Origin of the sequence: Streptomyces sp. NEAU-sy36, from assembly GCF_013423905.1 — a bacterium.
GTDB classification, from domain to species: domain Bacteria; phylum Actinomycetota; class Actinomycetes; order Streptomycetales; family Streptomycetaceae; genus Streptomyces; species Streptomyces misionensis.
The window spans coordinates 2,456,550-2,478,463 of the sequence record NZ_CP058977.1 but is presented as its reverse complement, the minus strand read 5'-3'; the positions used below and the strand labels follow the sequence as shown (position 1 = coordinate 2,478,463).

Sequence of the window (21,914 nt, the reverse complement as noted above, 5' to 3'; positions counted from 1 at the left end):
GGCCAGCTGATCGCTCAGGCGAGTGCACGGGCACCGGCGAAACCCACCGACCCGGGCAGGCATCGGGATCCGAGGCCAGCTGATCGCTCAGGCGAGTGCACGGGCACCGGCGAAACCCACCGACCCGGGCAGGCATCGGGATCCGAGGCCAGCTGATCGCTCAGGCGAGTGCACGCACCGACGCAACCGACCAACCCGGGCAGGCATGCGGTCTCGGCTCGGCCGGCGGCGGACGTCGGCCGGACGGGCCTGCGGGCGCGGTCCGGCCGAGCCGACCGACCACGGGCGTCTTGACGGGCTCGTGCAGCCGGGCGGGCGCGGGAAAGCAGGCGGGGTCGGCGGGGCGCGGAGCCGGGGCCAAGGCCGCCCAGGCCGAGCGGGCGCCGGGGTCCGGCTTGGCCGGACGCCGGCACCGGCCGACCGGACCCGACAGGTTCGCGAGCCTCGCCGGGCCGGGCGGGCGCGGGAACGCAGGTGCGGCCGGCGGAGCGCGGCCCCAGGGCGAGCCCGCCCAGACCAAGCAGGTGCCGGGGCTCGGCTTGGCCGGGCAAGCCGGCGGCGGACGTCGGCCGGACGGCCCTGCGGGCGCCGAGTCCGGCCGAGCCCAACGAACGCGGGCGACTCGGACGAGCCTCCCCCAACCAGGCGGGCGCCAGGAAGCAGGCGAGGTCAGCGGGGAGCGGCCCCGGGGCCAAGCCCGCCCAGACCAAGCAGGCGCCGGGACTCGGCCCGCCCGGACAAGCCGGCGGCGGACGTCGGCCGGACGGGCCTGCGGGCGCCGAATCCGGCCGAGCCCAACGGACACGGGCGACTCGGACGAGCCTCCCCCAACCAGGCGGGCGCCAGGAAGCAGGCGAGGTCAGCGGGGCACGGAGCCGGGGCCAAGCCCGCCCAGACCAAGCAGGTGCCGAGGTTCGGCATCGCCCGGACAAGCCGGCGGCGGACGTCGGCCGGGCGGCCCTGCGGGCGCCGAATCCGGCCAAGCCCAGCGGACACGGGCGACTCGGACGAGCCTCCCCCCCCCAGGCGGGCGCGAGGAAGCAGGCGAGGTCGGCGGGGCGCGGAGCCGGGGCAAGGCCGCCCAGGACAAGCGGGCGCCAAGGCTCGGCCTGCCCACACACCGGTACCGGCCGACAGGGCCCGACAGGTGCGCGAGCCTCGCCGGGCCGGGTGGGCGCGAGGCCCGGCCGGGCCGTGGGTGTCAGATGTAGCGGCCTTCGAAGAAGGCTCGCACCGCGGCGCTGTGCAGGGGGAAGGCCAGTTCCTCGGGCCGGCGCAGCAGTTGCCGGCCCGTCGTCTCGGCGGTGGGGGCGGAGGGCGGCAGGACGTCGGCCGGGCGCTCGGGCAGCAGGCCGAACAGCAGCAGATGTCCGTCAGGCGAGCTCATGGCGTCCACGAGCCGCACGTCACGGGCGGCCGCGTCGATACCGGTCTCCTCCTTGAGTTCGCGGACGACGGCCTGTTTCCAGTCCTCGCGGTCGTCGACGTAGCCGCCGGGCAGGGCCAGGCCGCCGCGGGCCGGGGCGATGGCGCGGGTGATGACGACCAGGGCGGTGCCCTGGGTGTCGTAGACGGGCTGGAGCGCGATGGCCACGGGCAGCGGGTTGCGGTAGGCGACGGTGCCGCAGGACGGGCAGGTGCGCGGCCAGCCGGTGACGCCCTCTCCATAGGGCACTCCGCAGGCCGAACAGTGCGAGCCAAGCGCGGAGTTGACAGTTGGTTGCTTCTTTTCGGACACGCGCGGACTGTATCCGATCACGGGAGGGACGTCTTCCGGAAGCCGTGCGGTACGGTCCCGCCCTTTTCCGGTCGCGCGGACACGGCGGACGGCGGGCCCGGGATCGCCACTCTGTGTGATCGGCCGGAAATTCTGTGTGAACGTCCGATGAACTCCCCCTGGGCGTGCGCGGGCGGCGCCATCATGCTCCCGTGCACTCCTGGACGGACACTCTCCGCTTCGCCTTCCAGCCGGTGGTCAACCTGAGGACGGGCGCGGTCGCCGCACTGGAGACGCTCGCCCGCCCGGAGACCGGCGACGTCCTGGCCGAGGCCCGCCGCGATCCCGAACTGGACGGCGCCCTCGCGGTGTTGGCGCTCCGTGCGGCCCTGCGCAGGGAGACGCTGCTGCCGCTGCACGTCAACGTGTTCGCGGCCACGCTCGCCGACCTCGGCGGCCTCACCCCGCTGCACGACGCCGTGCGGGCGGCCGGGCGGCTGCCCTGGGAGGTGACGCTGGACGTCGTACCGCCGTACACGCACGTGCCGCAGCGGGCGTTGCTGGAGGCGGTGGACGCGCTGCGGGGGCAGGGGTTCCGGATCAGCGCGGACGGCGTCGGGGACGGTGATGTGCCGCTGCGGCTGCTCACCGACCTCGACCCCGACCTGGTCAAGCTCGACGCCTCGCTGCCGGCCCGGCCGGCCGCGGTGCGGGCGATGCGGACCCTGTGCGAGGAACTGGGCGCACTGGTCGCCGTGGAGGGGGTGGAGACCGAGGCGCAGTACGCGGTGGCGGTGTCGGCGGGGGCCCAGCTGGCGCAGGGCGAGCTGTTCGCGCCGCCGGCCCGGATCCCCGCGGCGGACGTGTACGTGCCGCCCCGCTCCCCCGGCGCCCCGGCCGTGCCCCGGACCGGGCCGTCGGTACGGGAGTTCGTGCGCCCGGCCGCCGTGCTGCCGGTGACGGCGTCGGCCGGGCAGGTACGGGCCCTGCTCACCGGTTCCCCGGACGTCTCCGGGGTGCTGCTGGTGGACCAGGCGGGCAGGCCCGTCCGCTCGTTGCACCGCTCGCGCTTCCTGCTGTCGATGTCCGGGCGCTACGGGCACGCCCTGTACGCCGACCGGCCGGCCGCCCGGCTGGCGGACGTGCCGCGCACGGTGGGGGCGGACGCCACCGCCTGGGAGGTGCTGGACGTGGTGGCGATCGGCGGCCGGGACCGGACCAGCGACGATGTGGCGGTGGTCGACGCGCACGAGCGGTGCGTGGGCGTCGTGCGGCTCGCGGACCTGGTGCGGGCGCTGGCGGAGAGCCGGGTGGAGGAGGCGGCCGGGCTCAATCCGCTGACCCGGCTGCCCGGTTCGGACGCGATCACGGGCGAGGTGGACCGGCGCATCGCACAGGGCCGGCCGTTCGCGCTGAGCTGGCTGGACATCGACCACTTCAAGCGGGTCAACGACGGCGCCGGGTTCGCCGCGGGCGACGAGCTGATCCGGTCGGTGGGGCGGGCGCTGACGCAGGCCGTCGCCGGACAGGCGCGGGTGGGTCACATCGGCGGGGACGACTTCCTGGTGCTGGCGGACGAGGAGGCGCTCGCCCCGCTGGCCGCGGCCGTGCTGGACGCGCCCTGGTCCGCGGGCGGGCGGCCGGTCACGCTGTCGCTGGCGACCGTGGTCTGCGGGCCGGGCGGCGTGCGCGACCACCGCGAGGCCGCGGCACGTCTGGCACCGCTGAAGCGGGCGGCCAAGGCGCTGGACGGGGCGAGCTGGGTGCTGGGGCGCGCGGAGACACCGGGCCACGAGGTCCGTCGGGGCGGCGGGCCGACGACTGCGCCGCCGGGCGAACGGACGGCGGCCGAGCAGCGGTGGTGAACTCGGGTGGCGCTGCGGTCGGTTGGCCGGCTGGAAAGCAGGACACGCACGGGCCGCGCGCGGGGCTGGTGACCAGGACGCCGGCCGGCCGCCGACAGGCCGGGGGCCGGGCGCCCCGGGCGAAGCCGCCCCGCGGGGCGAGCCCGCGGCCGCACGGCACGGCCCTCCAGCCCTGGTGGGCACCCCTGCGCCGGGAGCCGCCGCGCCCGGCCGGGGGCTCAGCCGTCGGAGGCCGCCCCGCCGAGATCGCCCGGGGCACGGCCGAGCGACGCCGCGAGCCCGGCGCCCCGCCCGCCCCGGTCGACCCCGGACGGCCCGCCGACCGCCCAGCCGCACCCGCCCGTCGGCCTGCCGACAGTCCGTCCCGCCCGGGTCGTCCTCACGAACGGGCGGCCGGGTCGTCACGTGGTCAGTTGGTGGGCGGAGGGGCGGCGCATGGCGTGTTCGACGAGGCCGATGATGACCTCCTTGGCCGACTCCCGTTCGCGGGCGTCGCAGAGCAGCACCGGCACCTGGGGGTCCAGGTCGAGCGCCTGGCGGACCGCGTCGGCGGGGTAACGGGCGGCGCCGTCGAAGCAGTTGACGGCGACCAGGAAGGGGATGGAGCGCCGTTCGAAGTAGTCGACGGCGGCGAAGCAGTCCTCCAGCCGGCGGGTGTCGGCGAGGACAACGGCGCCCAGCGCGCCCTCGGACAGCTCGTCCCACATGAACCAGAACCGCTCCTGCCCGGGCGTGCCGAAGAGGTAGAGCACCAGGCCCTCGCGCAGGGTGATGCGGCCGAAGTCCATGGCGACGGTGGTGGTGTGCTTGCCCTCCACCCCGCTGACGTCGTCGACCGGGCGCCCGGCCTCGGTGAGCGTCTCCTCGGTGCGCAGCGGCCTGATCTCGCTGATCGCGCCGACCAGGGTGGTCTTGCCGACGCCGAAGCCGCCGGCCACGAGGATCTTGAGCGTGACCGGCTCCACCGGGGGCTTGCCGTGCTCAGAACGGCCGAACACCATCGTTCGCTTCTCCTGCTTGCTGGGGATCGGGCGACGGCCGGCCGTAGCCGCCGCCACCGGGGGTTTCGATGACGAGTACGTCGCCGGGGCGGACGTCCGTGGAGCCGCTGCCGCCGAGGTCGGTGACCGTGCCGTCGGCCCGCTCCACCCGGTTGGCGCCGAGCGCCCCGGGTGCGCCGCCCGCCATGCCGTACGGGGGCACGCGACGGTGCTGGGAGAGGGTGGAGACGGTCATGGGCTCCAGGAACCGGATGCGGCGTACGGCGCCGTCCCCGCCGCGCCAGGTTCCGGCACCGCCGCTGCCGTGCCGGACGGCGAACTCTTCGAGGCGGACGGGCAGCCGCCACTCCAGGATCTCGGGGTCGGTGAGCCGGGAGTTGGTCATGTGGGTCTGGACGACGTCGGCGCCGGGGAAGCCGTCGCCCGCGCCCGAGCCGGAGGCGACGGTCTCGTAGTACTGGTGGCGTTCGTTGCCGAAGGTGACGTTGTTCATCGTGCCGGAGCCCTCGGCCTGGACGCCGAGCGCGGCGTACAGGGCGCCCGTGATGGCCTGGGAGGTCTCCACGTTCCCGGCGACGACGGCCGCCGGCGGCTCGGGCGCGAGCAGGGAGCCGGGCGGCACGATGATGTCCAGCGGGCGCAGACAGCCGTCGTTGAGCGGGATGTCGTCGGCGACCAGGGTGCGGAACACGTACAGGACGGCCGCGTTGACGACGGCGGAGGGGGCGTTGAAGTTGGTGGCGAGCTGTGCCGAGGTGCCGGTGAAGTCGATGGTGGCGCGGCGCTCGGCCCGGTCGACGCGCACCCGGACGCGGATGACGGCTCCGGAGTCGGTCTCGTAGGCGTACGCCCCGTCGTCCAGGGCGTCGACGACGCGGCGGACGGCCTCCTCGGCGTTGTCCTGGACGTGCCGCATATAGGCCTGGACGACGTCGAGGCCGAACTCGCCGATCATGCGGCGGACCTCGTCGACACCCTTCTGGTTGGCGGCGATCTGCGCCCGCAGGTCGGCGAGGTTGGTGCGGGGGTTGCGGGAGGGGTGGGGGGCCTCGGTGAGCAGGCGGCGGGTCTCCTCCTCGCGGAAGCGGCCGCCCTCGGCGAGCAGCCAGTTGTCGAAGAGGACGCCCTCCTCCTCGATGGTGCGGCTGTGGGCGGGCATGGAGCCGGGGGCGATGCCGCCGATCTCCGCGTGGTGGCCGCGGGAGGCGACGTGGAAGAGGAGGCGCGGCCGGTGCCCCGGGCCCTGGGGGGAGTCGGTGTCGAAGACCGGGGTGATCACGGTGACGTCCGGCAGGTGTGTGCCGCCGTGGTACGGGTCGTTGACGGCGTAGGTGTCGCCCGGTCGCATCGCGGTGCCGCGACGGCGGATGACCTCCTTGACGCTGGTGCCCATGGAGCCCAGGTGGACGGGGATGTGCGGGGCGTTGGCCACCAGGTTGCCGTCCGGGTCGAACAGGGCGCAGGAGAAGTCCAGGCGTTCCTTGATGTTGACGGACTGGGCGGTGGACTCCAGGCGGGCGCCCATCTGTTCGGCGATCGACATGAAGAGGTTGTTGAAGACCTCCAGGAGCACCGGGTCGGTTTCCGTGTCGGCGCGGGAACCGTGCGTGAGCGCCGTGCGTTCCAGGACCAGATGCCCGTCGTCGCGCACCACGGCCCGCCAGCCGTCGTCCACGACGGTCGTCGCGCCGGCCTCGGTGACGACCGCCGGGCCGGTGATCCGCTCGCCGGGAGGGAGGGCCTCGCGGCGGTGCAGGGGTACGTCGCGCCAGGAGCCGCCGGTGTGCAGGCGGACGGTCCCGGGTGCGGCGGGCCGTCCCTCGTACGGGGCGAGGGCGGACAGATCGGGGGGTGCGGTGATGCCGGTGGCCTCGACGGAGAGGGCTTCCACGACGATCGGGCGGTCGAGGGTGAAGGAGTAGGTGGCACGATGCCGGTCCTCGAAGGCGTGCCGCATGGCGTCGGGCTCGGCCAGTTCGACGGTGAGGGTGGTGTCGGTGCCGTCGTAGCGGAGCTGGGCGCGGTGGGTGACCCGGACACGGTCCTCGGGGACGTCCTCGGCGACGAGTTCGGCGCGGGCGGCCGCCTCCAGGTCGGCGGCAGTCGCGCGGATGCCGGGCATGGCGGCGGGCTCCAGCGGGGCCTCGACGGACTGTTCGCGCATGGCGGTGGTGTCGGCGAGGCCGATGCCGAGCGCGGAGAGGACCCCGGCCATGGGGGGTACGAGGACGGTGCGGATGCCGAGCGCCTCGGCGACCCGGCACGCGTGCTGGCCGCCCGCGCCACCGAAGGTGGTCAGGGCGTACCGGGTGATGTCGTGGCCCTTCTGGACGGAGATCCGCTTGACGGCGTTGGCGATGTTGGCGACGGCGATCCGCAGATAGCCCTCCGCCACCTGTTCCGGGGTCCGCCGGTCGCCGGTGGCCTCGTGGATCTCGTGGGCGAGCGCGCCGAACCGGTCGCGGACGAGTGCCACGTCCAGCGGCTGGTCGCCGCCGGGCCCGAACACGGCCGGGAAATGGGCGGGTTGGATGCGTCCGAGCATCACGTTGGCGTCGGTGACGGTGAGCGGGCCGCCCGCCCGGTAGCAGGCGGGGCCGGGGTCGGCGCCGGCCGAGTCGGGGCCGACGCGGTAGCGGGAGCCGTCGAAGTGGAGCACGGAGCCGCCGCCCGCGGCCACGGTGTGGATGTCCAGCATGGGCGCGCGCAGCCTGACGCCCGCGACGCGGGTGTCGAAGACCCGTTCGTAGGCGCCGGCGAAGTGCGAGACGTCGGTGGAGGTGCCGCCCATGTCGAAGCCGATGACCCGGTCGAAGCCCGCCCGCTGGGACATCCGGGCCATGCCGACGATGCCGCCGGCCGGTCCGGACAGCACCGCGTCCTTGCCGCGGAACTGTCCCGCCTCGGTGAGCCCGCCGTTGGACTGCATGAACATCAGCCGCACGCCGTGGAGTTCGCCGGCCACGTGGCGGACGTAGCGGTGCAGCACGGGCGAGAGGTAGGCGTCGGCCACCGCGGTGTCGCCGCGTGGGACGAGCTTCATCAGCGGGCTGACCTCGCTGGACAGCGAGATCTGCGGGAAGCCGGTGCGGGCGGCGAGTTCGCCGATGGCGCGTTCGTGTGCGGGGTGGAGATGGCTGTGCAGGCAGACGACGGCGACGGCGCGGATGCCGTCGTCGTAGGCCGCGCGCAGCTGCGGGGCGAGCGCGTCCAGGTCGGGGGCGCGCAGCACCGTGCCGTCGGCGGCGATGCGTTCGTCGGCCTCGATCACCCGTTCGTAGAGCAGTTCGGGCAGGTCGATGCGGCGGGCGAAGATGGCCGGCCGGTTCTGGTAGGCGATGCGCAGGGCGTCGCCGAAGCCCCGGGTGATGACCAGGAGGGTGGGTTCGCCGGTGCGTTCCAGGAGGGCGTTGGTGGCGACCGTGGTGCCCATCCGCACGACCTCGACGGGTTCCCGGGAGTCGCCGAGGAGGGCGCGGATGCCGGCGACGGCCGCGTCGGTGGCGGGGCGGGGGCCGCCCGGGCCGGGCCCGGCGTGCGGGCGGCCGGGGAGGTCGGAGAGCACCTTGTGGGTGAGCAGCCGGCCGTCCGGGCGACGCGCGACGATGTCGGTGAAGGTGCCGCCCCGGTCGACCCAGAACTGCCAGCCTGTCACGTCAGTTCTCCGCTTCCGCGCCGGTCACAGCGCCCGCAGGCCGTTGATCACGTCGCGCAGGATACTCTCGTCCGGCAGCTCGGCCGGGGGCACCGGCCGGGTGACATGGACGAGTTCCGCGTGCACGAGGTCGCCGACGAGGACCCGGACCACGCCGATGGGCAGGTCGAGTTCCGCGGCCAGCTCGGCGACCGACTGCGGGGCGGTGCGGCACAGCTCCACGATGTCCACGTGCTCGGGAGAGAGCGTCGGGTCCGTGTCCGCGTCGCCCGCGCCGGGCTCCGTGACGACCACCGCGATCAGGTCGAGGCGGTGCTGGGCCGCACTGGTGGTACGGCCGCGCGTCATGGCGTACGGACGGACGACCGGTCCGGCTTCGTCGTCGAACCAGTGGCTTGTCACCTGACCGTCTCCGCTCATGTCATCCCACTACCCGCCCGCGGGCAGGTCCGTGCGCGGGGCGGTGCCCAGATGATCGCCGACCCGCTTGACCAGGAGCGTCATCTCGTAGGCGACCTGTCCGACGTCGGAGTCGGCGTCGGACAGGACCGCGAGGCAGCTGCCGTCCCCGGCGGCGGTGACGAACAGGAAGGCGTCGTCCAGTTCGACCACGGTCTGCCGGACGCCGCCCGCGTCGAAGTGGCGGCCCACGCCCTTGGCGAGGCTGTGGAAGCCGGATGCCACGGCGGCCAGATGCTCGCCGTCCTCCCTGGTCAGGTCCTTGGACACGCCGGTGGGCAGTCCGTCCCCGGAGAGGATGACGGCCTTGCGGATGCTGGCGACGCGGTCGACGAGGTCGTCCAGGAGCCAGTTCAGCTCCCTGTTGCCCGTCGCCGTGTGGTCGGTCGCCTTCGGTGCGGTCATCGACCGTCCCCCTTAGTGGTTCCTTGTGCTGTGCCATCGCGGGCGGTGTCGCCCGTGGCGTTCTCCTCGCGGCCGCGCTGCCAGCCGCGCTGGAGCGAGGCCATACGGCTGCGGACCTCGTCGGCGTCGCGGTCGGCGGGCGCCTGTGCGCGCCCGGAGCGCCGTTCGGGGTCCTGCCTGAGCTGGTGGGCGAGGCTGGCCTGCCGGACGCGCCGGGGCAGTGCTCCCTCGCCCGTGTCCGTACCGCCGGGGAGGGCGGCGCGGGCCGGTCCGCCGGGGGCGGTCCCGGTCCGCCGGGGCAGCGCCGGGGCACCTGGGGCCTCGGCGGAGCCGCTGGTCGGGGCGGCCTCCCCGGCGCCCGGGAGGTCTTCGGGTTCGGTCCGGCGCCGGGCGGCCGTGGTGCGGCGGGGCAGCGGCGCCGGCCCGCCGCGCTCGGGCCGGGGCGGGTTCTCGTCCGTGTGGTCCGGGTCCGGGGCGGTCCGCTCCGGGTCCTCGGGGCCCCGGCGGCCCGGCTCGGGGCGGCGGGGGCGCTGGCCGACGACCGGCTTGCCGTGCGAGCTGACCAGCTTGGGCGGCTGGCGCCGGGGCAGCGGGCGCGGGCCCGGCGCGCCGTCCCCCTCCCCCGCCGGCCGGTCGGCCGACCGGTCCTCGGCGGGGTCGTCGCCCCGGCCGATGGCGCGGCGGGGGCGGAACAGTCCGCCGCGCTCGCTGTCCTCGTCGGGCAGGGCGCCGGGGAAGTCGTCCAGGTCGTCGAGGTCGACGGGCGACTCCAGTTCCACGGGGCCGTCGAGCACCGTGGTGGGCAGGCCGGGCAGCTGTGCCGCGGTCCGGGAACCCCCGGCCGGGCGCCCGGGGTTCTTCGCGGCCCGGTCGAGGCGGAAGCCGATGCCGTTGGTGTCCGGTACCTCGTCGCTGAGCAGCGCGTCGGGGATGAAGACGATGGCGGTGGTGCCGCCGTAGGGCGAGGGTTGCAGCGAGACGCGGACGTTCTGCCGCTGGGCGAGCCGGCTGACCACGAACAGGCCGAGCCGGTCGGTGTCGGAGAGTTCGAACTCGGGGGTCTCGGCGAGGCGGAGGTTGGCGTCGAGCAGTGCCTCGGCCGTCATGCCGAGTCCCCGGTCGTGGATCTCCAGGGTGAAGCCGTTGGCGACCCGTTCGCCGATGACCTGCACGGCGGTGTGCGGGGGCGAGAACACCGTGGCGTTCTCCAGCAGTTCGGCCACGAGGTGGGTGAGGTCGGCGACGGCCGGGCCGGTCACGGCGACCCTGGGCAGCCTGCGGACCTCGACGCGCTCGTAGTCCTCGACCTCGGCGACGGCGGCGCGGACCACGTCCATCAGCTGCACGGGGCGGCGCCACTGCCGGGAGGGCGCGGCACCGGAGAGGATCACCAGGCCCTCGGCGTGCCGGCGCATACGGGTGGTGAGGTGGTCCAGGCGGAAGAGGTCGGCGAGTTCGTCGGTGTCCTCGGTCCGGCGCTCCATGGTGTCGAGGAGGGTGAGCTGCTTGTGCAGCAGCACCTGGCTGCGGCGGGCGAGGTTGACGAAGACCTCGGAGACGCCGGCGCGCAGTTCGGACTGTTTGACGGCGGCCTCGACGGCGGCGCGCTGGAGGGTGTTGAGGGCCTGGCCCACCTCGCCTATCTCGTTCTTGTCGTACTCCAGGCGCGGCACCTCGGTCTCGACGTCGATCCGTTCGCCCGCCGACAGGCGGCGCATCACGCCGGGCAGCCGGACGCCGGACGCCTCGTGCGCCTCCAGGCGCAGCCGGCGCAGGTCCCGGATGAGGCCGCGGCCGATCCGCACGGACAGGAAGAGGGAGAACAGGAGGGCGAGCAGGCCGAGCAGGCCCGCGATCGCGGCCTGGGCGATGACCCGCATCGCGACGGGGTGCACACGGTCCTGGAAGCGGTCGCCCGCCTGGTCGTCCAGGCTGCCGAGGTCGTCCAGGACGCTGCCCGCGGCGGCGTCCCAGCTCTGGGCGGTGACCTCGCCGGGGGTGCCGGAACCGTTGTCGATGACGGTCTGTTCGGCCACCCGCAGCGGGGCGGTGCCGGCGTTCGTCCAGAACTGTTCGTAGCGCTCGCGTTCGGCGGCGGGCAGCAGCGGCAGGCTGATGTCGTACAGCAGGGTGCGCTGGGCGACGAGGTCGGAGATCTCGCGGGTCTCCGCGCGGGTGAGGCGGCCGACGACGAGGGAGGAGCCGAGCAGGGCGTCCTCTCGGGAGAGCAGTTCGCGGGCTCGGGTCACGTTGACCAGGGCGTGCGCCTGCTTGTCCATGTCGACGTCGTCGATGCCGTCGAGGCCGCCGAGCAGCGCGTAGCAGGGGTCGATCAGCCGGTTGTACAGCTCGTAGGCCTGGGCGCGGCTGGTGGTGCCGTCCTCGACGCTGTGGCGCAGCGAGTCCAGCCCGGTGAAGGCGTCCAGTACGGCGGTGAGGTGTTCGCCGCCCTGGGTGCCGAGACCGTGGCGGAGGTGCCGTTTCCTCGCGTTCTCGCGGATCTTCGCGATCGCGCCGTCGGTGGCGGTGCGGGTGCGCTGGAGCGCCGACAGGGAGTCGGAGGCGCGCGGGTCGGCGAGATAGACGAGGGTCTGCCGGCGTTCCTGCTGCAGGACGCGGACGGCGTCCTCGGTGGGGTAGCCGATGTTCTGCATGACATCGGAGACCCGGAAGAGCTGGGCCACGTCCCGGCCCGTGACCACGGTGGCGAAGCCCCAGACGGCGGTCAGGGACAGCAGCGGCACGAGAAGCAGCGCCACGATCTTCCGGCGGATCGACTTCCCGCGAAAGCGCATGGCCTCCCCCAGCTCGACCCCCGGCCGGGGGTGCGCATGTGCGTCAACAAACGGCGCGAGCCTACTACCGACACACAGCGGGCTCGAAGGCTTGTCTGGAAGGTGAACTTCCGTCCCCGCGGCGGCGGAGGGCGAGTTGTCCGGGCATTGCGGGAGATTGCCACCACGATCCGGCCGGGGTGCGCCGGGGCCGGGCACCGGGGCGGGAAAGGCGTTGGCCGGAATTTTTCCCAGCCGGGAATCTTCGGTCGGTCTTGTTCGTCCTTCTCTACGGGAGTTGGGGGCGGAATGGGCCGGGAAGGCCCTGTCCCGCACCTCGTGCGGCGTAATTCAGCGCAAGCCGGGCAGCTAGTGGGGAGTCGGGTCTTCGGACTTCGGGGCGAGCGGTCTGCCGGCGGTGGGGAGTGACAGCGTGAAGGGCACTGCGGAGCGGGGCGAGGCGCAGCGGGAGTACCGGCCGTTGTGGGTGGAGGAGCCCGCGCGGCGGCATCCGCTGCCCGACCCGGTGCGTACGGCGGCGGTGCGGGCGCTGCTCGTCATCTCGCTGACGCTGATACAGGCGATGGTGGCCTTCCTGAGCACCATGGCCGGGTCCTGGCTGGCGTTCCCCATGGTGATCAGCAGCGTGGCGAGCACCGTGGTGGCCACCTGGGCCGTGGTCGACGTGTGGGTGACCCGCCAGGTGTGGAACCAGCGGTACGGCGTGATCTCCGAGCCGAGCAGCACCGCCCGGGCACTGCGCCGGGAGCGGCGTGCCCGCCGACGTCAGGAGCGGGCGGCGCTGCGGGAGCAGGAGCGGATACGGCGGCGGGGTGGCAGGGAGCGGCTGTCGCATTCCTGAGCGTCCCGCACGGACCCGGTGAGCGCGGCCTGAGTCCGGCGGCGCAGGCGACCGGGTTGCCGCCGACACCGCGGGAGGCGCGCTTCGGTAGCATGATGTTTCGTATGACGCATCCATGAGCGCCATGCGCAACAGAATCCGGGCGGCACGACCGTCGCGTCAGGGCTTCCCGCAGATGCGGCCCGAAGCGGGCCGGCAGGTGGTGACAGCTCGGCCATGCCCCGTACACGTGAAGAGTCCGGCCCCGGCGACCAGAGCACGGCGCGCTCGGGGGCCCGGGAGAGGACGGGCGGCCGGGGAGCGGCCGGCGCGGTGCAGTCGGTGGACCGCGCCGTGAGCGTCCTGGAGATCCTCGCCCGGCACGGCGAGGCGGGTGTCACCGAGATCGCCGAGGAGCTGGACGTGCACAAGTCCACGGCCTTCCGGCTGCTGGGCGTCCTGGAGAACCGTGGCCTGGTGGCGCAGGCGAAGGACCGCGGCAAGTACTACCTGGGGGCCGGCGTCCTGCGTCTCGCGGGGGCGGCGGCGGTGCGGCTGGACATCTCCCAGGAGGGCGTCCCGGTCTGCCGGGAGGTCGCCGACGAGCTGGGCGAGACGGTGAACATCGCGGTGCTGGACGACGACGCGGCCGTCAACATCATGCAGGCCCGCGGCACCGCGGCGGTGACCGCGCAGAACTGGCTGGGCCGGCGCACCCCGCTGCACGCCACCTCCAGCGGCAAGGTGCTGCTCGCGCACATGCCGCCCACCCTGCGCGAGGGTCTGCTGGCGCGGCCGTTGCACCGGTTCACCGAGCGCACCGTCACCGGTGCCTCGGCGCTGCGGGCCGAGTTGCAGGCCGTGGTGGAGCAGGGCTACGGGGTGACGCTGGAGGAGCTGGAGCTGGGCCTGGCCGCGGTGGCCGCGCCGGTCCGTTCGCACGACGGCGAGGTGATCGCGGCGATCAGCGTCTCGGGACCGGTGTACCGGCTCGGCCCGGACCGGCTGACCGAGGTGGCCGAGCGGACCGTGGCGGCGGGCACCGAGCTGTCCCGCCGTATGGGATACGGCTTCTGACGGTCCGCGGGTCGCGGGCCCGCGCGCTCCCTCGCCGGCCCCGCGGCGCGGTCCCACCGGCGCTGTTCCCCTTCGCGCGGTCCCTCGTGCCCCGCGCGACAGCGGGCGCCCGGGCCGTTCCCCCGGGCGCCCGGTGCTCACGCCGGCTTCTTGTACATCCGGGTCGCCGTGATCTCGCTGTGCACCGTCTCGCCCGCCTGCGGCTGCTGCGGCAGGCCGGGGCGCAGGTGTTCCTCCACGCTGATGTACTTCAGGCCCGCCCTGAGGTCCGCGTCGTTGCGCAGCCGGATGACCAGGGGGAACTCGGCAAGCGCCGTGGTGTCGAACAGGCCCGTGGTGTACAGGAGCTGGACGCCGAGGGCGTCGGAGACGGCGCGCTGGAGTTCCAGCAGGTAGGTCGCGTTGGCGCGGCCGATCGGGTTGTCCAGGAACAGCGTGCCCGCGTGCCGGTGCTTGTCGCGGCCCCGGTCGTTGGAGCGCAGCGCGGCCATCGTGCAGTACAGGGCGATGGCCGCGGTGAGCAGCTGGCCGCCGGAGAAGACGTCGCCCATCTGGCCGACGGGGACCCGCTCGGCGCGCAGCACCGCGTCCGGCTTGAGGATCTCGACGGCCACGCCCTTGGGCTGGAGCGCCGCCGCGACTCCGCGCAGCAGCAGGGACATGCCGTCGCGGCGCAGATCGGAGTTCTTCTTGACGGCCGCGCGGGTGGCGTCGTCGATGACCTCGCCGAGCCGCTCGGTCAGCGTGGCCTGGTCGGGTTCCTCGAAGCGGATGCGCAGGAACTCCTGCCCCGACCACTCGCCGAGGCCCTCGGGCAGCCGGGACAGGCGCTGGGCGGAGCGCAGGGTGGCCAGCGCCGACTCCACGAGGCCGCGCAGCCGGTCCACGATCGAGTCGCGGTTGCGTTCCAGCTGGGCCAGTTCGTCGGTGAGCACGCGCAGCCGGGGCGCGAAGGCGTCCGCCCACTTCTGCGCGTGCTCGGGCAGCGCGGCGGCGGGCAGTTCGCGGATCTGCTGCCGGGCGGGGGTGCGGACCTGCTCGTAGCGGGTGGAGTTGGCGTGCCGGACCAGTACGTCGCTCGCCTCGCGCACGGCGGCCTCGGCGGCGGACAGGTCGGCGGCGCAGCCGCGCAGCGAGCGGCGGGCCTCGGCGGCGGACTGCCGGGCCTCCTCCAGGCTGCCCGGGTACGGCTCCGGGGCGTCCTGCTCCTCGTCGCCGGCCTGCTCGCGCAGCAGGTCGCGGAGCATCGCGGCGATCTCGTCGAAGCCGCCGGCCGCGTCCTCGGCGGCGCGGTGGGCCGCCAGCAGTTCGGCGTGGGCGTCCCGCGCCTCGGCCAACGCGGCGGTGCGGGCGGCCAGTTCGCCGGTGGCGGTGCGCAGCAGCGCCTGGGCGTGCTCGGCGTCGCGCGGCTCCTGGTCCTCGGGCAGCCGGGTGTGCGCCTCGCCGTCCTCGGGTGCGTGCCGTTCGGCCTCGCCGCGCAGCCGGCCGAGCTGCTCGCTGGCCGTGGACATGCGGGTCTCCAGGAGCTGCACCAGCTCCTCGGCGCGGGCGGCGGCGGCCTGCCGGGACGGCCCGTCGGAGCCGTCGGGCGATTCGAGCAGCTGCTCGGCACGGGTGCGGACCTTGTTGCTGAGCCGGTCCAGTTCGGCGCGGGCGGCACTCTCGTCGCTCTCCGCGCGGGCCTGCTCGGCGCGCAGGTCGGCGCCGACACCGACCTTCTCGTACACCTGGGAGGCGGCGCGGTAGGCCTCGCGCAGGGCGGGCAGGGAGGCCTTGGGGGCGTCCTCGTCCAGGGCCGGTACGTCGTCGGGGGCGCCGGCGATCTCGGAGCGCTCGGCGCGCAGGGCGCGGGCGGTGCGGCGGGCGTCGTCGGCGGCGCGCTGGGCGGCGCGCCGGTCCTCGTCGGCGGCGCGGGCGCGTTCCAGACAGGTCTGGGCGCGGGCCTCGGACTCGGCGGCCTCGTCGGCGAGTTCGCGGAGCCGGGCCTGCCAGCCGGCGCGTTCGCGCAGCCGGAAGGCGAGTCCGGCGAGGGCGTCCGCGGCACGGCGGGCCTTCTGGGCGGCCTCCTGCCGTTCGTCGCGGAGCCGGGCGGCCTCGGCGGCGGCCTCCTCGGCCTCGGCGCGCGCGGTGCGGGCCTCGGCCAGCTCGGCCTCGGACTCCTCGGCGAAGGCGCGGGCCTCCTCGGCGGCGCGGGCCAGTTCGGCGAGGCGGCCCGCGGGGCAGCCGGTGCGCCAGGAGGCGAGCCGGGCGGCGAGTTCGCGGTCCTTGCCGAGCCGGGCGGCGAGCACCCGGATCTCCTCGTCGCGCGCGGTGGCGCGGGCGCGCAGGGCCTGGCGTTCCTCGTCGGCGGCGTGCTCGTCGTGCATGGCCGGGTTCGGCGGCACCAGGAACACGCCGGCGGGCTTGGTGCCCTCGGCGGGGGTCGGGGCGAGCAGTGCGGCGGCGGTGCCGACGGCCACGGCGGAGCGGGGCAGCAGGGCGGCGTCGCTCAGTGCCTCGCGGGCCCGGGCGTGGGTGTCCGGGTCGGTGATGATCACGCCGTCGACCAGTTCCGGGCGGGCGGCGAGCACCCGCGCGTGGTCGGCGGGGTCCACGGCCTGCGCGAGATAGCGCCAGCCGGGCAGCGCGGGGATGCCGTGCTCGCCGAGGAACTCGACGGTGGCCAGCACATCGGGTCCGGGCGGCAGCAGTCCGCCGTCGCCCAGGGCGCCGAGGATGCGGGCGTCGTCGGCGGCGGCCGTGCGCAGCTCGAAGAGCTGGCGTTCGGCGGTGCCGACGGCGTCGGCCAGCAGTTCGCTCAGTTCGTCGGCGTAGCGGTCGAGTTCGGTGGCGGACAGCGGGCCGCCGGGGGTGTCGTCCCGGTCCGCGCGGGGGCCGGCGTCGGCCTCCTCGGTGCGCTGGGCGGGCAGGCCCGCGCGGGCCGCCGTGCCGGGCAGGCCCAGCAGTTCGGCGAGGCGTTCCTCCGCGGCCAGGGAGTCGGCGAGGCGCCGCTCGGCCTCGTGGGCGCGCTCGGCGGCGGTCGCGGCGTCGGCGGCGCGGGCCGCGGTCAGCTCGGCGCGGGATTCCGCGGCGGCGGTCTCACGGGCCTGCTCGGCGGCCTTGCGGGCGGCCTCGCGGGCGGTGTCCCAGGCGGCGACGGCGCTCTTCTCGGCGTCGGCGGCGGCGAGCGCGGCGCGGGCCGGGTCGGCGTCCGGGGCGCTGTCGTCCAGCCAGCCGGCCCGGACCGCCTCGGCGGTCTCCTGCTCGACCTCGGCGAGCCGCTGGCGCAGGTGCCCGGCCTCGCTGCGGGCGCGCTGGGCCTCGGTGGCGGCGGCGGTGGAGTCGCGGTAGGCCGAGTCGCCTGCCTCCTGGAGGGCGGCGGAGCGCTCCTCCCCCTCGTTGGCCAGGTTCTCGGCGTTCTCGGCGGCCGCGTGCAGGGCGCGTACGAGGTCCACGGCGGCCTTGGCGCGGGCGGCCAGGGCGGGGGCCGCGTCCCGTTCGGCCTCCTGGATGGCGGCGGAGACGCGGGCGACGCGGTCGGCGGCGGCGCGGTGGCGCAGCACGGCCTCGGCGGCCTGCCAGGCGGAGTGCAGGGTGCGCGCGTCGGCCAGCTCGCGCTTCTGCGCGGCGGCGGCCTTCTCGGCGGCGGCGAGGGCCAGCGAGGCGTGCCGGTAGGCGAGTTCGGCGGCGATCAGGGAGCTGCGCTCGCGGGCGCCCTCGGAGTGCGTGACGGCGTACGCGGCGGCGGTGACCCGCTGGGCGAGGTCGGTGGCCCGGATCCGTTCCTGGACGGCGCGCGCGGACAGCCGCCGGGCCAGGGTGCGGGTGCGGCGCTCGGCTCCGGCGTGGATGTCGCGGGCGCGGGCGCGGGCGTCGGCGGCCTCCACGATCCGGCCGAGCAGGTCGACGGAGCCGGCCGTGAAGTCCCGTTCGGCGATCAGTTCGGCGCGCCGGCCGAGCTTGTTGCCGAAGCCGCTGACGAGGTCGGCGAGGCCGTCGGTGTCCCGGGTGTCGGTGACCGCGCGCAGCAGCAGGTCCGTGAAGTCGGAGTCCTTCTTGACCGCGAAGAGGCCGGCCGCCTCGCCCTCGTCGGCGTTCATCTCCCGCTGGTAGCGGAAGAGTTCGGGGTCGAGACCGAGTTCACCGAGGTGGTCGGTCCAGCGCTCGTGGATCTCCTCCCAGTGCACCTCCAGGTGCGGGTATGCCTTGCCCGCCTCCATCAGGGCGTCGCGGAAGCCCTTCATGGTGCGGCGGCGGCCCTGGGCACCCGAGGCGCCCTCCACGGGCGGCCGTACCGCGGTGGACTCGGCGACCGGGAGGTTGTCCAGGCTGAGTCCGGGACCGGGCCGGAAGGAGTACCAGGCCTCGGCGAACTTGCGCGGGTCGTTGGAGACCTGGCGGCCGCGCCACTCGCTGACCTTGCCGACCACGACGCACTCGCCGGTCAGCACGTGCTGCCACTCCAGCGCCACGTGGCCGCAGTCGTCGGCGAGCAGGAACTTGCGCAGCACGCCGGAGCTGGCGCCGCCGAGGGTGTTGCGGTGGCCGGGCAGCATCACCGAGAAGATCAGCTTGAGCAGCACGGACTTGCCGCCGCCGTTCTCCAGGAAGAGCACGCCCGCGGGCGCGGGCCGGCGCGGCGGCCCGGACGGCTCCTCCTCGAAGAACTCCGCCTGGGTGGGCGCCGGATCGGGCACGGGCTCGCCGACGCCCCGCAGGTCAAGCACGGTGTCGGCGTAGCGCGCACCGGCGGGTCCGATGGAATAGAGGCGGACCCGGGACAGCTCGTACATGGCGGACTCTCGTAAGTCTGGTTCAGGTGCGGTCGTTCGAGGGCGCTTCGCGCGTCAGGAGTGGAACGGCAGGCCCGCGTCGGCCACCAGTTCCAGGTCGTCGGTGTCCTCGGCGGGCAGCAGGCTGGCGCTGCCGTCGGTCACCGGGACCACGCCCAGTTCCAGCAGTTCGGCCATGGCGGCGGTGCCGGCCATGTCGCGGACCTGGAGCTGGTAGCGGGCGGTGGTGCGGTAGGTGCCGCCGCTGTCGTCGCCGGTGCGCTGGAGGAAACCGGAGTCCGTGAGGAAGGCGAGGGCCTTGGCGACGATGCCGGTGGTGGAGGAGGCGGGCCGGCGGGCGTCCTTGGTGGCGCCGGTGGCGCTGCGCCTGGCCCAGATCCGCCAGGCGGCCTCCAGGCCGGGCGCGTCGGTCGCGGGGTCGGTGTTCTCGCCCTGCTCCTCGGCGCGCTCCTCGATGCGGCGGCAGGCCTGGCGGACGAACGCGTCCACGCCGTTGACCGTGACCCGGCCGATGTAGCCGTCGTCGGCGAGGTCCTCGGGGCGCGGGAAGGCGAGGGCGGCGACGGCGAGATGGGCGAGTCCGTGCAGGAAGCGGTCGCCGGAGTCGGCGGTGGTGCGACGCGCGTAGTCGCCCATGCGGACGGCGAACACGGAGTCCTCGGCGGCGGTCACGGCCATGCCCGCGCGCGGGGACACCTCCAGGACGACCAGGCCCAGGCCGGTGGCGACGGCGTCGGCGAGCCGGGCGAACGCCGGGTCCTCGCGGTAGCGGCGCAGCAGCTCGGTGTAGTCCTGGTCGCGGGCGGGCTGCAGCTTGGGCTGGAGCCCGTAGGCCACGAGCCGCGCCGCGTCGGCGGCGTCGGCGGGGGTGACGGCGGAGGTGGCCGGCGGGGCCGGGGCCTCGGTGTCACTCCACTCGACGTGCTCGCTCACGGCTTTGACTCCTTGTCGCTTTCTGACTTGCTCATGCTGCCCGGTCCGCCGCCATGCCCGCCGCGTCCAGCAGCGCCGTGCCGACGATCAGGTCGGCGCCGCCGAACTCGGGGTCGTCCAGTTCGGTGCCGTCGTCCACGGCGAACAGCAGCTTCTCCTCGCCCTGCCGGTAGGCGGTGCCGACGGCGGGACTGGCCGCGTGGACCGCCAGCAGGGCGACCAGGTAGGCCAGCTCGGGGTCCCCGGTGCGCCGGGCCTCGGCCAGCAGTCCGGACAGCCGGCGCGGGGCGTCGGCGGGCAGGTCCAGCAGCTCCATGGCGGCGGCCAGTTGCTCCTCGCTGAACCGGCTGTCGTCCGGGGTCGCGATCAGGTCGGGCTCGGGCATCTCCGCGCCCAGGTGCTCGCGCTCCACGGGCGGCGTCAGGAGTATGTCCACGAGGTCGGCGACGCGCACCGCCACCGGGGTGCGCAGGCCGGTGCCGTGCGCGAAGAAGGCGTCCGTGACCCGGGTCGCCTCCGCGACGGGCAGCGGCAGCACGGGGGCGACGAGATGGCCGTACAGGTCGATCCCGGAGGTGGTCGCGGGGGCGGCGAAGGCCTGCCGGTCCTGCTCGGCGCGGAACAGCGGGCCCGCCTCCAGCAGGCGCGACTGGAGCTGGGTGTGCCGGCGGATGCAGTCCTTGACGATGTCGACCAGTTCGGCGGCGCGCCGCTTGTGCTCGGGCTCCTCGGTCTCGTCGCGGGCCTTGCGGATGTTGGTGAGGATCGCGTTCTCGTGGCGGTAGCGGTCGGCCACGTGGTCCAGGGCCTCGGCGATCATGTCGGGCACCGCGTTGAGCCAGTCGACCGCGCGGACGTTGCGCCGGGTGGCCTCCAGGGCGCGGCGCAGGGTCTCGGAGTACTGCACCGTGCGGTAGCGGGCCTGTTCGGCGGCGAGCTGGGCGTCGGCGAGCCTGCCCCGGTTGATCAGCACCTCCAGCTTGACCTCGGCGGCGATCTGGGCGCTGGTGACGTCGGTGTCGAGGGCGCCGACCAGGACGTTGACCGCCTCGTCGGTGGTGCGCAGGTACACCGTGCCACCGGGGCCGGGTACCTCCTCGATCAGCTTGAAGTCGTAGTCGCGGCGGACGTAGGTGCCGTCCGCGGCGAAGGTGCCGTAGACGGCGCGGAAGCCGCGGTCCACGCTGCCGACGTTGATCAGGTTCTCCAGCACCCAGCGGGCCACCCGCTCGTGCTCGGCGGCGGGCCGCCGGGGGGCCTGGGCGGCGATGCGCGGGATCAGCCGGGCGACGATCTGCTCGTGGTCGGCGCCGGTGTCGAAGTCCATGTTGAGCGTGACCAGGTCGATGGCGGCGAGCGCCACCTCGGCCATGCCGTACACCGAGTACTCGCCGGCGAGGCTCCCCTTGCGCGCGTCGAGGTCGTGCAGCGGCGCGGTGCAGGCGAGCGCGCGCAGCCGACGCGCCAGCCCCTCGTCGGCGGCCGGGCCCGGCGCGGGGCGCGGGGCGGCGCTGAGCTGGGGCGGAGCGGGTTCCGTCGGTGCGGGGGAAGTCACGGTGCACAGACTAGGTCCTCTGTCTGACATCCACCGAAACGGGAGCCCGCCGAGCCGTCTGCCGAGGTGTGCCCGGCGTTCCTCAGGGGGTGCCTTCCTCCCCGACCCGGCGGCGGTAGACCTCCACCACCCGCTCCAGGGAGTCGGCCAGGTACGTCTCCAGCAGGGTCTCCGCCGCGCGCCGGTCCCCGGCCTGGAGCGCGCGCAGGATCTGGCGGTTCCGGGACAGGTAGGGCTCGTGCAGCCGCCGCGGCTCGTCCACCAGGTGGAAGGCGAGGCGCAGCTCGGCGAAGACACTGCGCATCAGCTCGGCGGTGCGTTCGCTGCGGGCGAGGGCGACCAGTTCCTGATGGAAGTGGATGTTGGCCGTACCCACCGTTTTCCAGTCATCCTCGGCGGCCGCCTTCTCTCCCTCGGCGACCGCGTCGGCCATCCCCCGCAGGGGGTACGGCGGCTCGCCGAGACCGCGCACCACGGCGCATTCCACGAGGGAGCGGGTGCGGTAGATGTCCTCGACGTCCTCGACGGTCAGCACCCGTACGAACACGCCCCGGTTGAGCTCGTGCACCAGCAGGCGTTCGTGGGTGAGCAGCCGGAACGCCTCGCGCAGGGTGTTGCGGGAGACGCCGAGCGCCCCGCCGATGCTGTCCTCGGACAGCCGGGTGCCGGGCGGGAAGTACCCGTCCGCGACACGGCTCCTGAGGATGTCCGAAACCCTCTCCGCCGTGCTGGTGCGGCCCAGGAGGGCACGGTCGTCGGCCAGTCCCGCAAGCTGCTCTGCCATGCCCGGAATTCAACCGCAGCCGACGGAACGAGACAACATAGGTATTGAAGGATCGTTGAACGATCCTCTACGGTGC

13 protein-coding genes are annotated in these 21,914 nt (G+C 74.8%); 3 read left to right on the top strand and 10 right to left on the bottom strand.

Features of this window, described 5'->3' with window-relative positions:
• Positions 1-1,201: 1,201 nt before the first annotated feature.
• Positions 1,202-1,738, bottom strand: coding sequence for an NUDIX domain-containing protein (locus HZZ00_RS11445; RefSeq protein ID WP_180332079.1), 537 nt, complete (start codon positions 1,736-1,738; stop codon positions 1,202-1,204).
• 191 nt (positions 1,739-1,929) lie between these two features.
• Between HZZ00_RS11445 and HZZ00_RS11440 the strand changes: the two genes are divergently transcribed.
• A complete protein-coding gene (locus HZZ00_RS11440) occupies positions 1,930-3,582 on the top strand; it encodes a GGDEF domain-containing protein (protein WP_180332078.1) in 1,653 nt (550 codons plus the stop codon).
• Positions 3,583-3,983: 401 nt separating this feature from the next.
• On the opposite strand, the gene HZZ00_RS11435 is transcribed toward HZZ00_RS11440, so the two are convergent.
• From HZZ00_RS11435 to HZZ00_RS11415, 5 genes are read right to left on the bottom strand one after another with little or no spacing between them, the layout of a single operon-like run.
• Positions 3,984-4,583, bottom strand: coding sequence for an ATP/GTP-binding protein (locus HZZ00_RS11435; RefSeq protein ID WP_180332077.1), 600 nt, complete (start codon positions 4,581-4,583; stop codon positions 3,984-3,986).
• Entirely contained in the window at positions 4,564-8,238 is a 3,675-nt protein-coding gene (locus HZZ00_RS11430) for a hydantoinase B/oxoprolinase family protein (RefSeq protein ID WP_180332076.1), read from the bottom strand. The genes HZZ00_RS11435 and HZZ00_RS11430 overlap by 20 nt, the downstream gene beginning before the upstream one ends.
• A gap of 24 nt (positions 8,239-8,262) precedes the next feature.
• Positions 8,263-8,658, bottom strand: coding sequence for a DUF742 domain-containing protein (locus tag HZZ00_RS11425; RefSeq protein ID WP_180332075.1), 396 nt, complete (start codon positions 8,656-8,658; stop codon positions 8,263-8,265).
• A gap of 9 nt (positions 8,659-8,667) precedes the next feature.
• Positions 8,668-9,102: a roadblock/LC7 domain-containing protein gene (locus HZZ00_RS11420; protein ID WP_070029982.1), complete on the bottom strand. Its 435-nt coding sequence runs from the start codon at positions 9,100-9,102 to the stop codon at positions 8,668-8,670.
• The gene (locus tag HZZ00_RS11415) at positions 9,099-11,897 is read right to left on the bottom strand and encodes a nitrate- and nitrite sensing domain-containing protein (RefSeq protein ID WP_180332074.1); all 2,799 of its coding nucleotides are present in this window, start codon (positions 11,895-11,897) and stop codon (positions 9,099-9,101) included. The genes HZZ00_RS11420 and HZZ00_RS11415 overlap by 4 nt, the downstream gene beginning before the upstream one ends.
• A 388-nt stretch (positions 11,898-12,285) precedes the next feature.
• Between HZZ00_RS11415 and HZZ00_RS11410 the strand changes: the two genes are divergently transcribed.
• Entirely contained in the window at positions 12,286-12,738 is a 453-nt protein-coding gene (locus HZZ00_RS11410) for a hypothetical protein (protein WP_180333462.1), read from the top strand.
• 216 nt (positions 12,739-12,954) lie between these two features.
• Positions 12,955-13,794: an IclR family transcriptional regulator gene (locus HZZ00_RS11405; RefSeq protein WP_180332073.1), complete on the top strand. Its 840-nt coding sequence runs from the start codon at positions 12,955-12,957 to the stop codon at positions 13,792-13,794.
• Between the two features lie 137 nt (positions 13,795-13,931).
• Here HZZ00_RS11405 and HZZ00_RS11400 read toward each other — a convergent pair whose 3' ends face one another.
• The 4 genes from HZZ00_RS11400 to HZZ00_RS11385 all read right to left on the bottom strand — a co-directional run bounded on the left by HZZ00_RS11400 (position 13,932) and on the right by HZZ00_RS11385 (position 21,838).
• Positions 13,932-18,566 (bottom strand): hypothetical protein, encoded by a 4,635-nt coding sequence (locus HZZ00_RS11400; RefSeq protein ID WP_180332072.1) that lies wholly within the window; start codon positions 18,564-18,566, stop codon positions 13,932-13,934.
• A gap of 54 nt (positions 18,567-18,620) precedes the next feature.
• Positions 18,621-19,499 (bottom strand): hypothetical protein, encoded by an 879-nt coding sequence (locus HZZ00_RS11395; RefSeq protein ID WP_180332071.1) that lies wholly within the window; start codon positions 19,497-19,499, stop codon positions 18,621-18,623.
• Between the two features lie 31 nt (positions 19,500-19,530).
• Positions 19,531-21,054, bottom strand: a complete 1,524-nt coding sequence (locus HZZ00_RS11390) for a hypothetical protein (RefSeq protein WP_180332070.1) — start codon at positions 21,052-21,054, stop codon at positions 19,531-19,533.
• An 82-nt stretch (positions 21,055-21,136) separates the two neighbouring features.
• On the bottom strand, positions 21,137-21,838 hold the full coding sequence (locus HZZ00_RS11385; RefSeq protein WP_180332069.1) for a GntR family transcriptional regulator: 702 nt from the start codon (positions 21,836-21,838) through the stop codon (positions 21,137-21,139).
• Between the last annotated feature and the right edge of the window lie 76 nt (positions 21,839-21,914).

Bases quoted from the DNA above. Each gene is read 5' to 3' on its own strand.
- HZZ00_RS11435 (WP_180332077.1), bottom strand. From the start codon at position 4,583: ATGGTGTTCGGCCGTTCTGAGCACGGCAAGCCCCCGGTGGAGCCGGTC.
- HZZ00_RS11425 (WP_180332075.1), bottom strand. From the start codon at position 8,658: ATGAGCGGAGACGGTCAGGTGACAAGCCACTGGTTCGACGACGAAGCC.
- HZZ00_RS11420 (WP_070029982.1), bottom strand. From the start codon at position 9,102: ATGACCGCACCGAAGGCGACCGACCACACGGCGACGGGCAACAGGGAG.
- HZZ00_RS11415 (WP_180332074.1), bottom strand. From the start codon at position 11,897: ATGCGCTTTCGCGGGAAGTCGATCCGCCGGAAGATCGTGGCGCTGCTT.
- HZZ00_RS11405 (WP_180332073.1), top strand. From the start codon at position 12,955: ATGCCCCGTACACGTGAAGAGTCCGGCCCCGGCGACCAGAGCACGGCG.
- HZZ00_RS11400 (WP_180332072.1), bottom strand. From the start codon at position 18,566: ATGTACGAGCTGTCCCGGGTCCGCCTCTATTCCATCGGACCCGCCGGT.
- HZZ00_RS11385 (WP_180332069.1), bottom strand. From the start codon at position 21,838: ATGGCAGAGCAGCTTGCGGGACTGGCCGACGACCGTGCCCTCCTGGGC.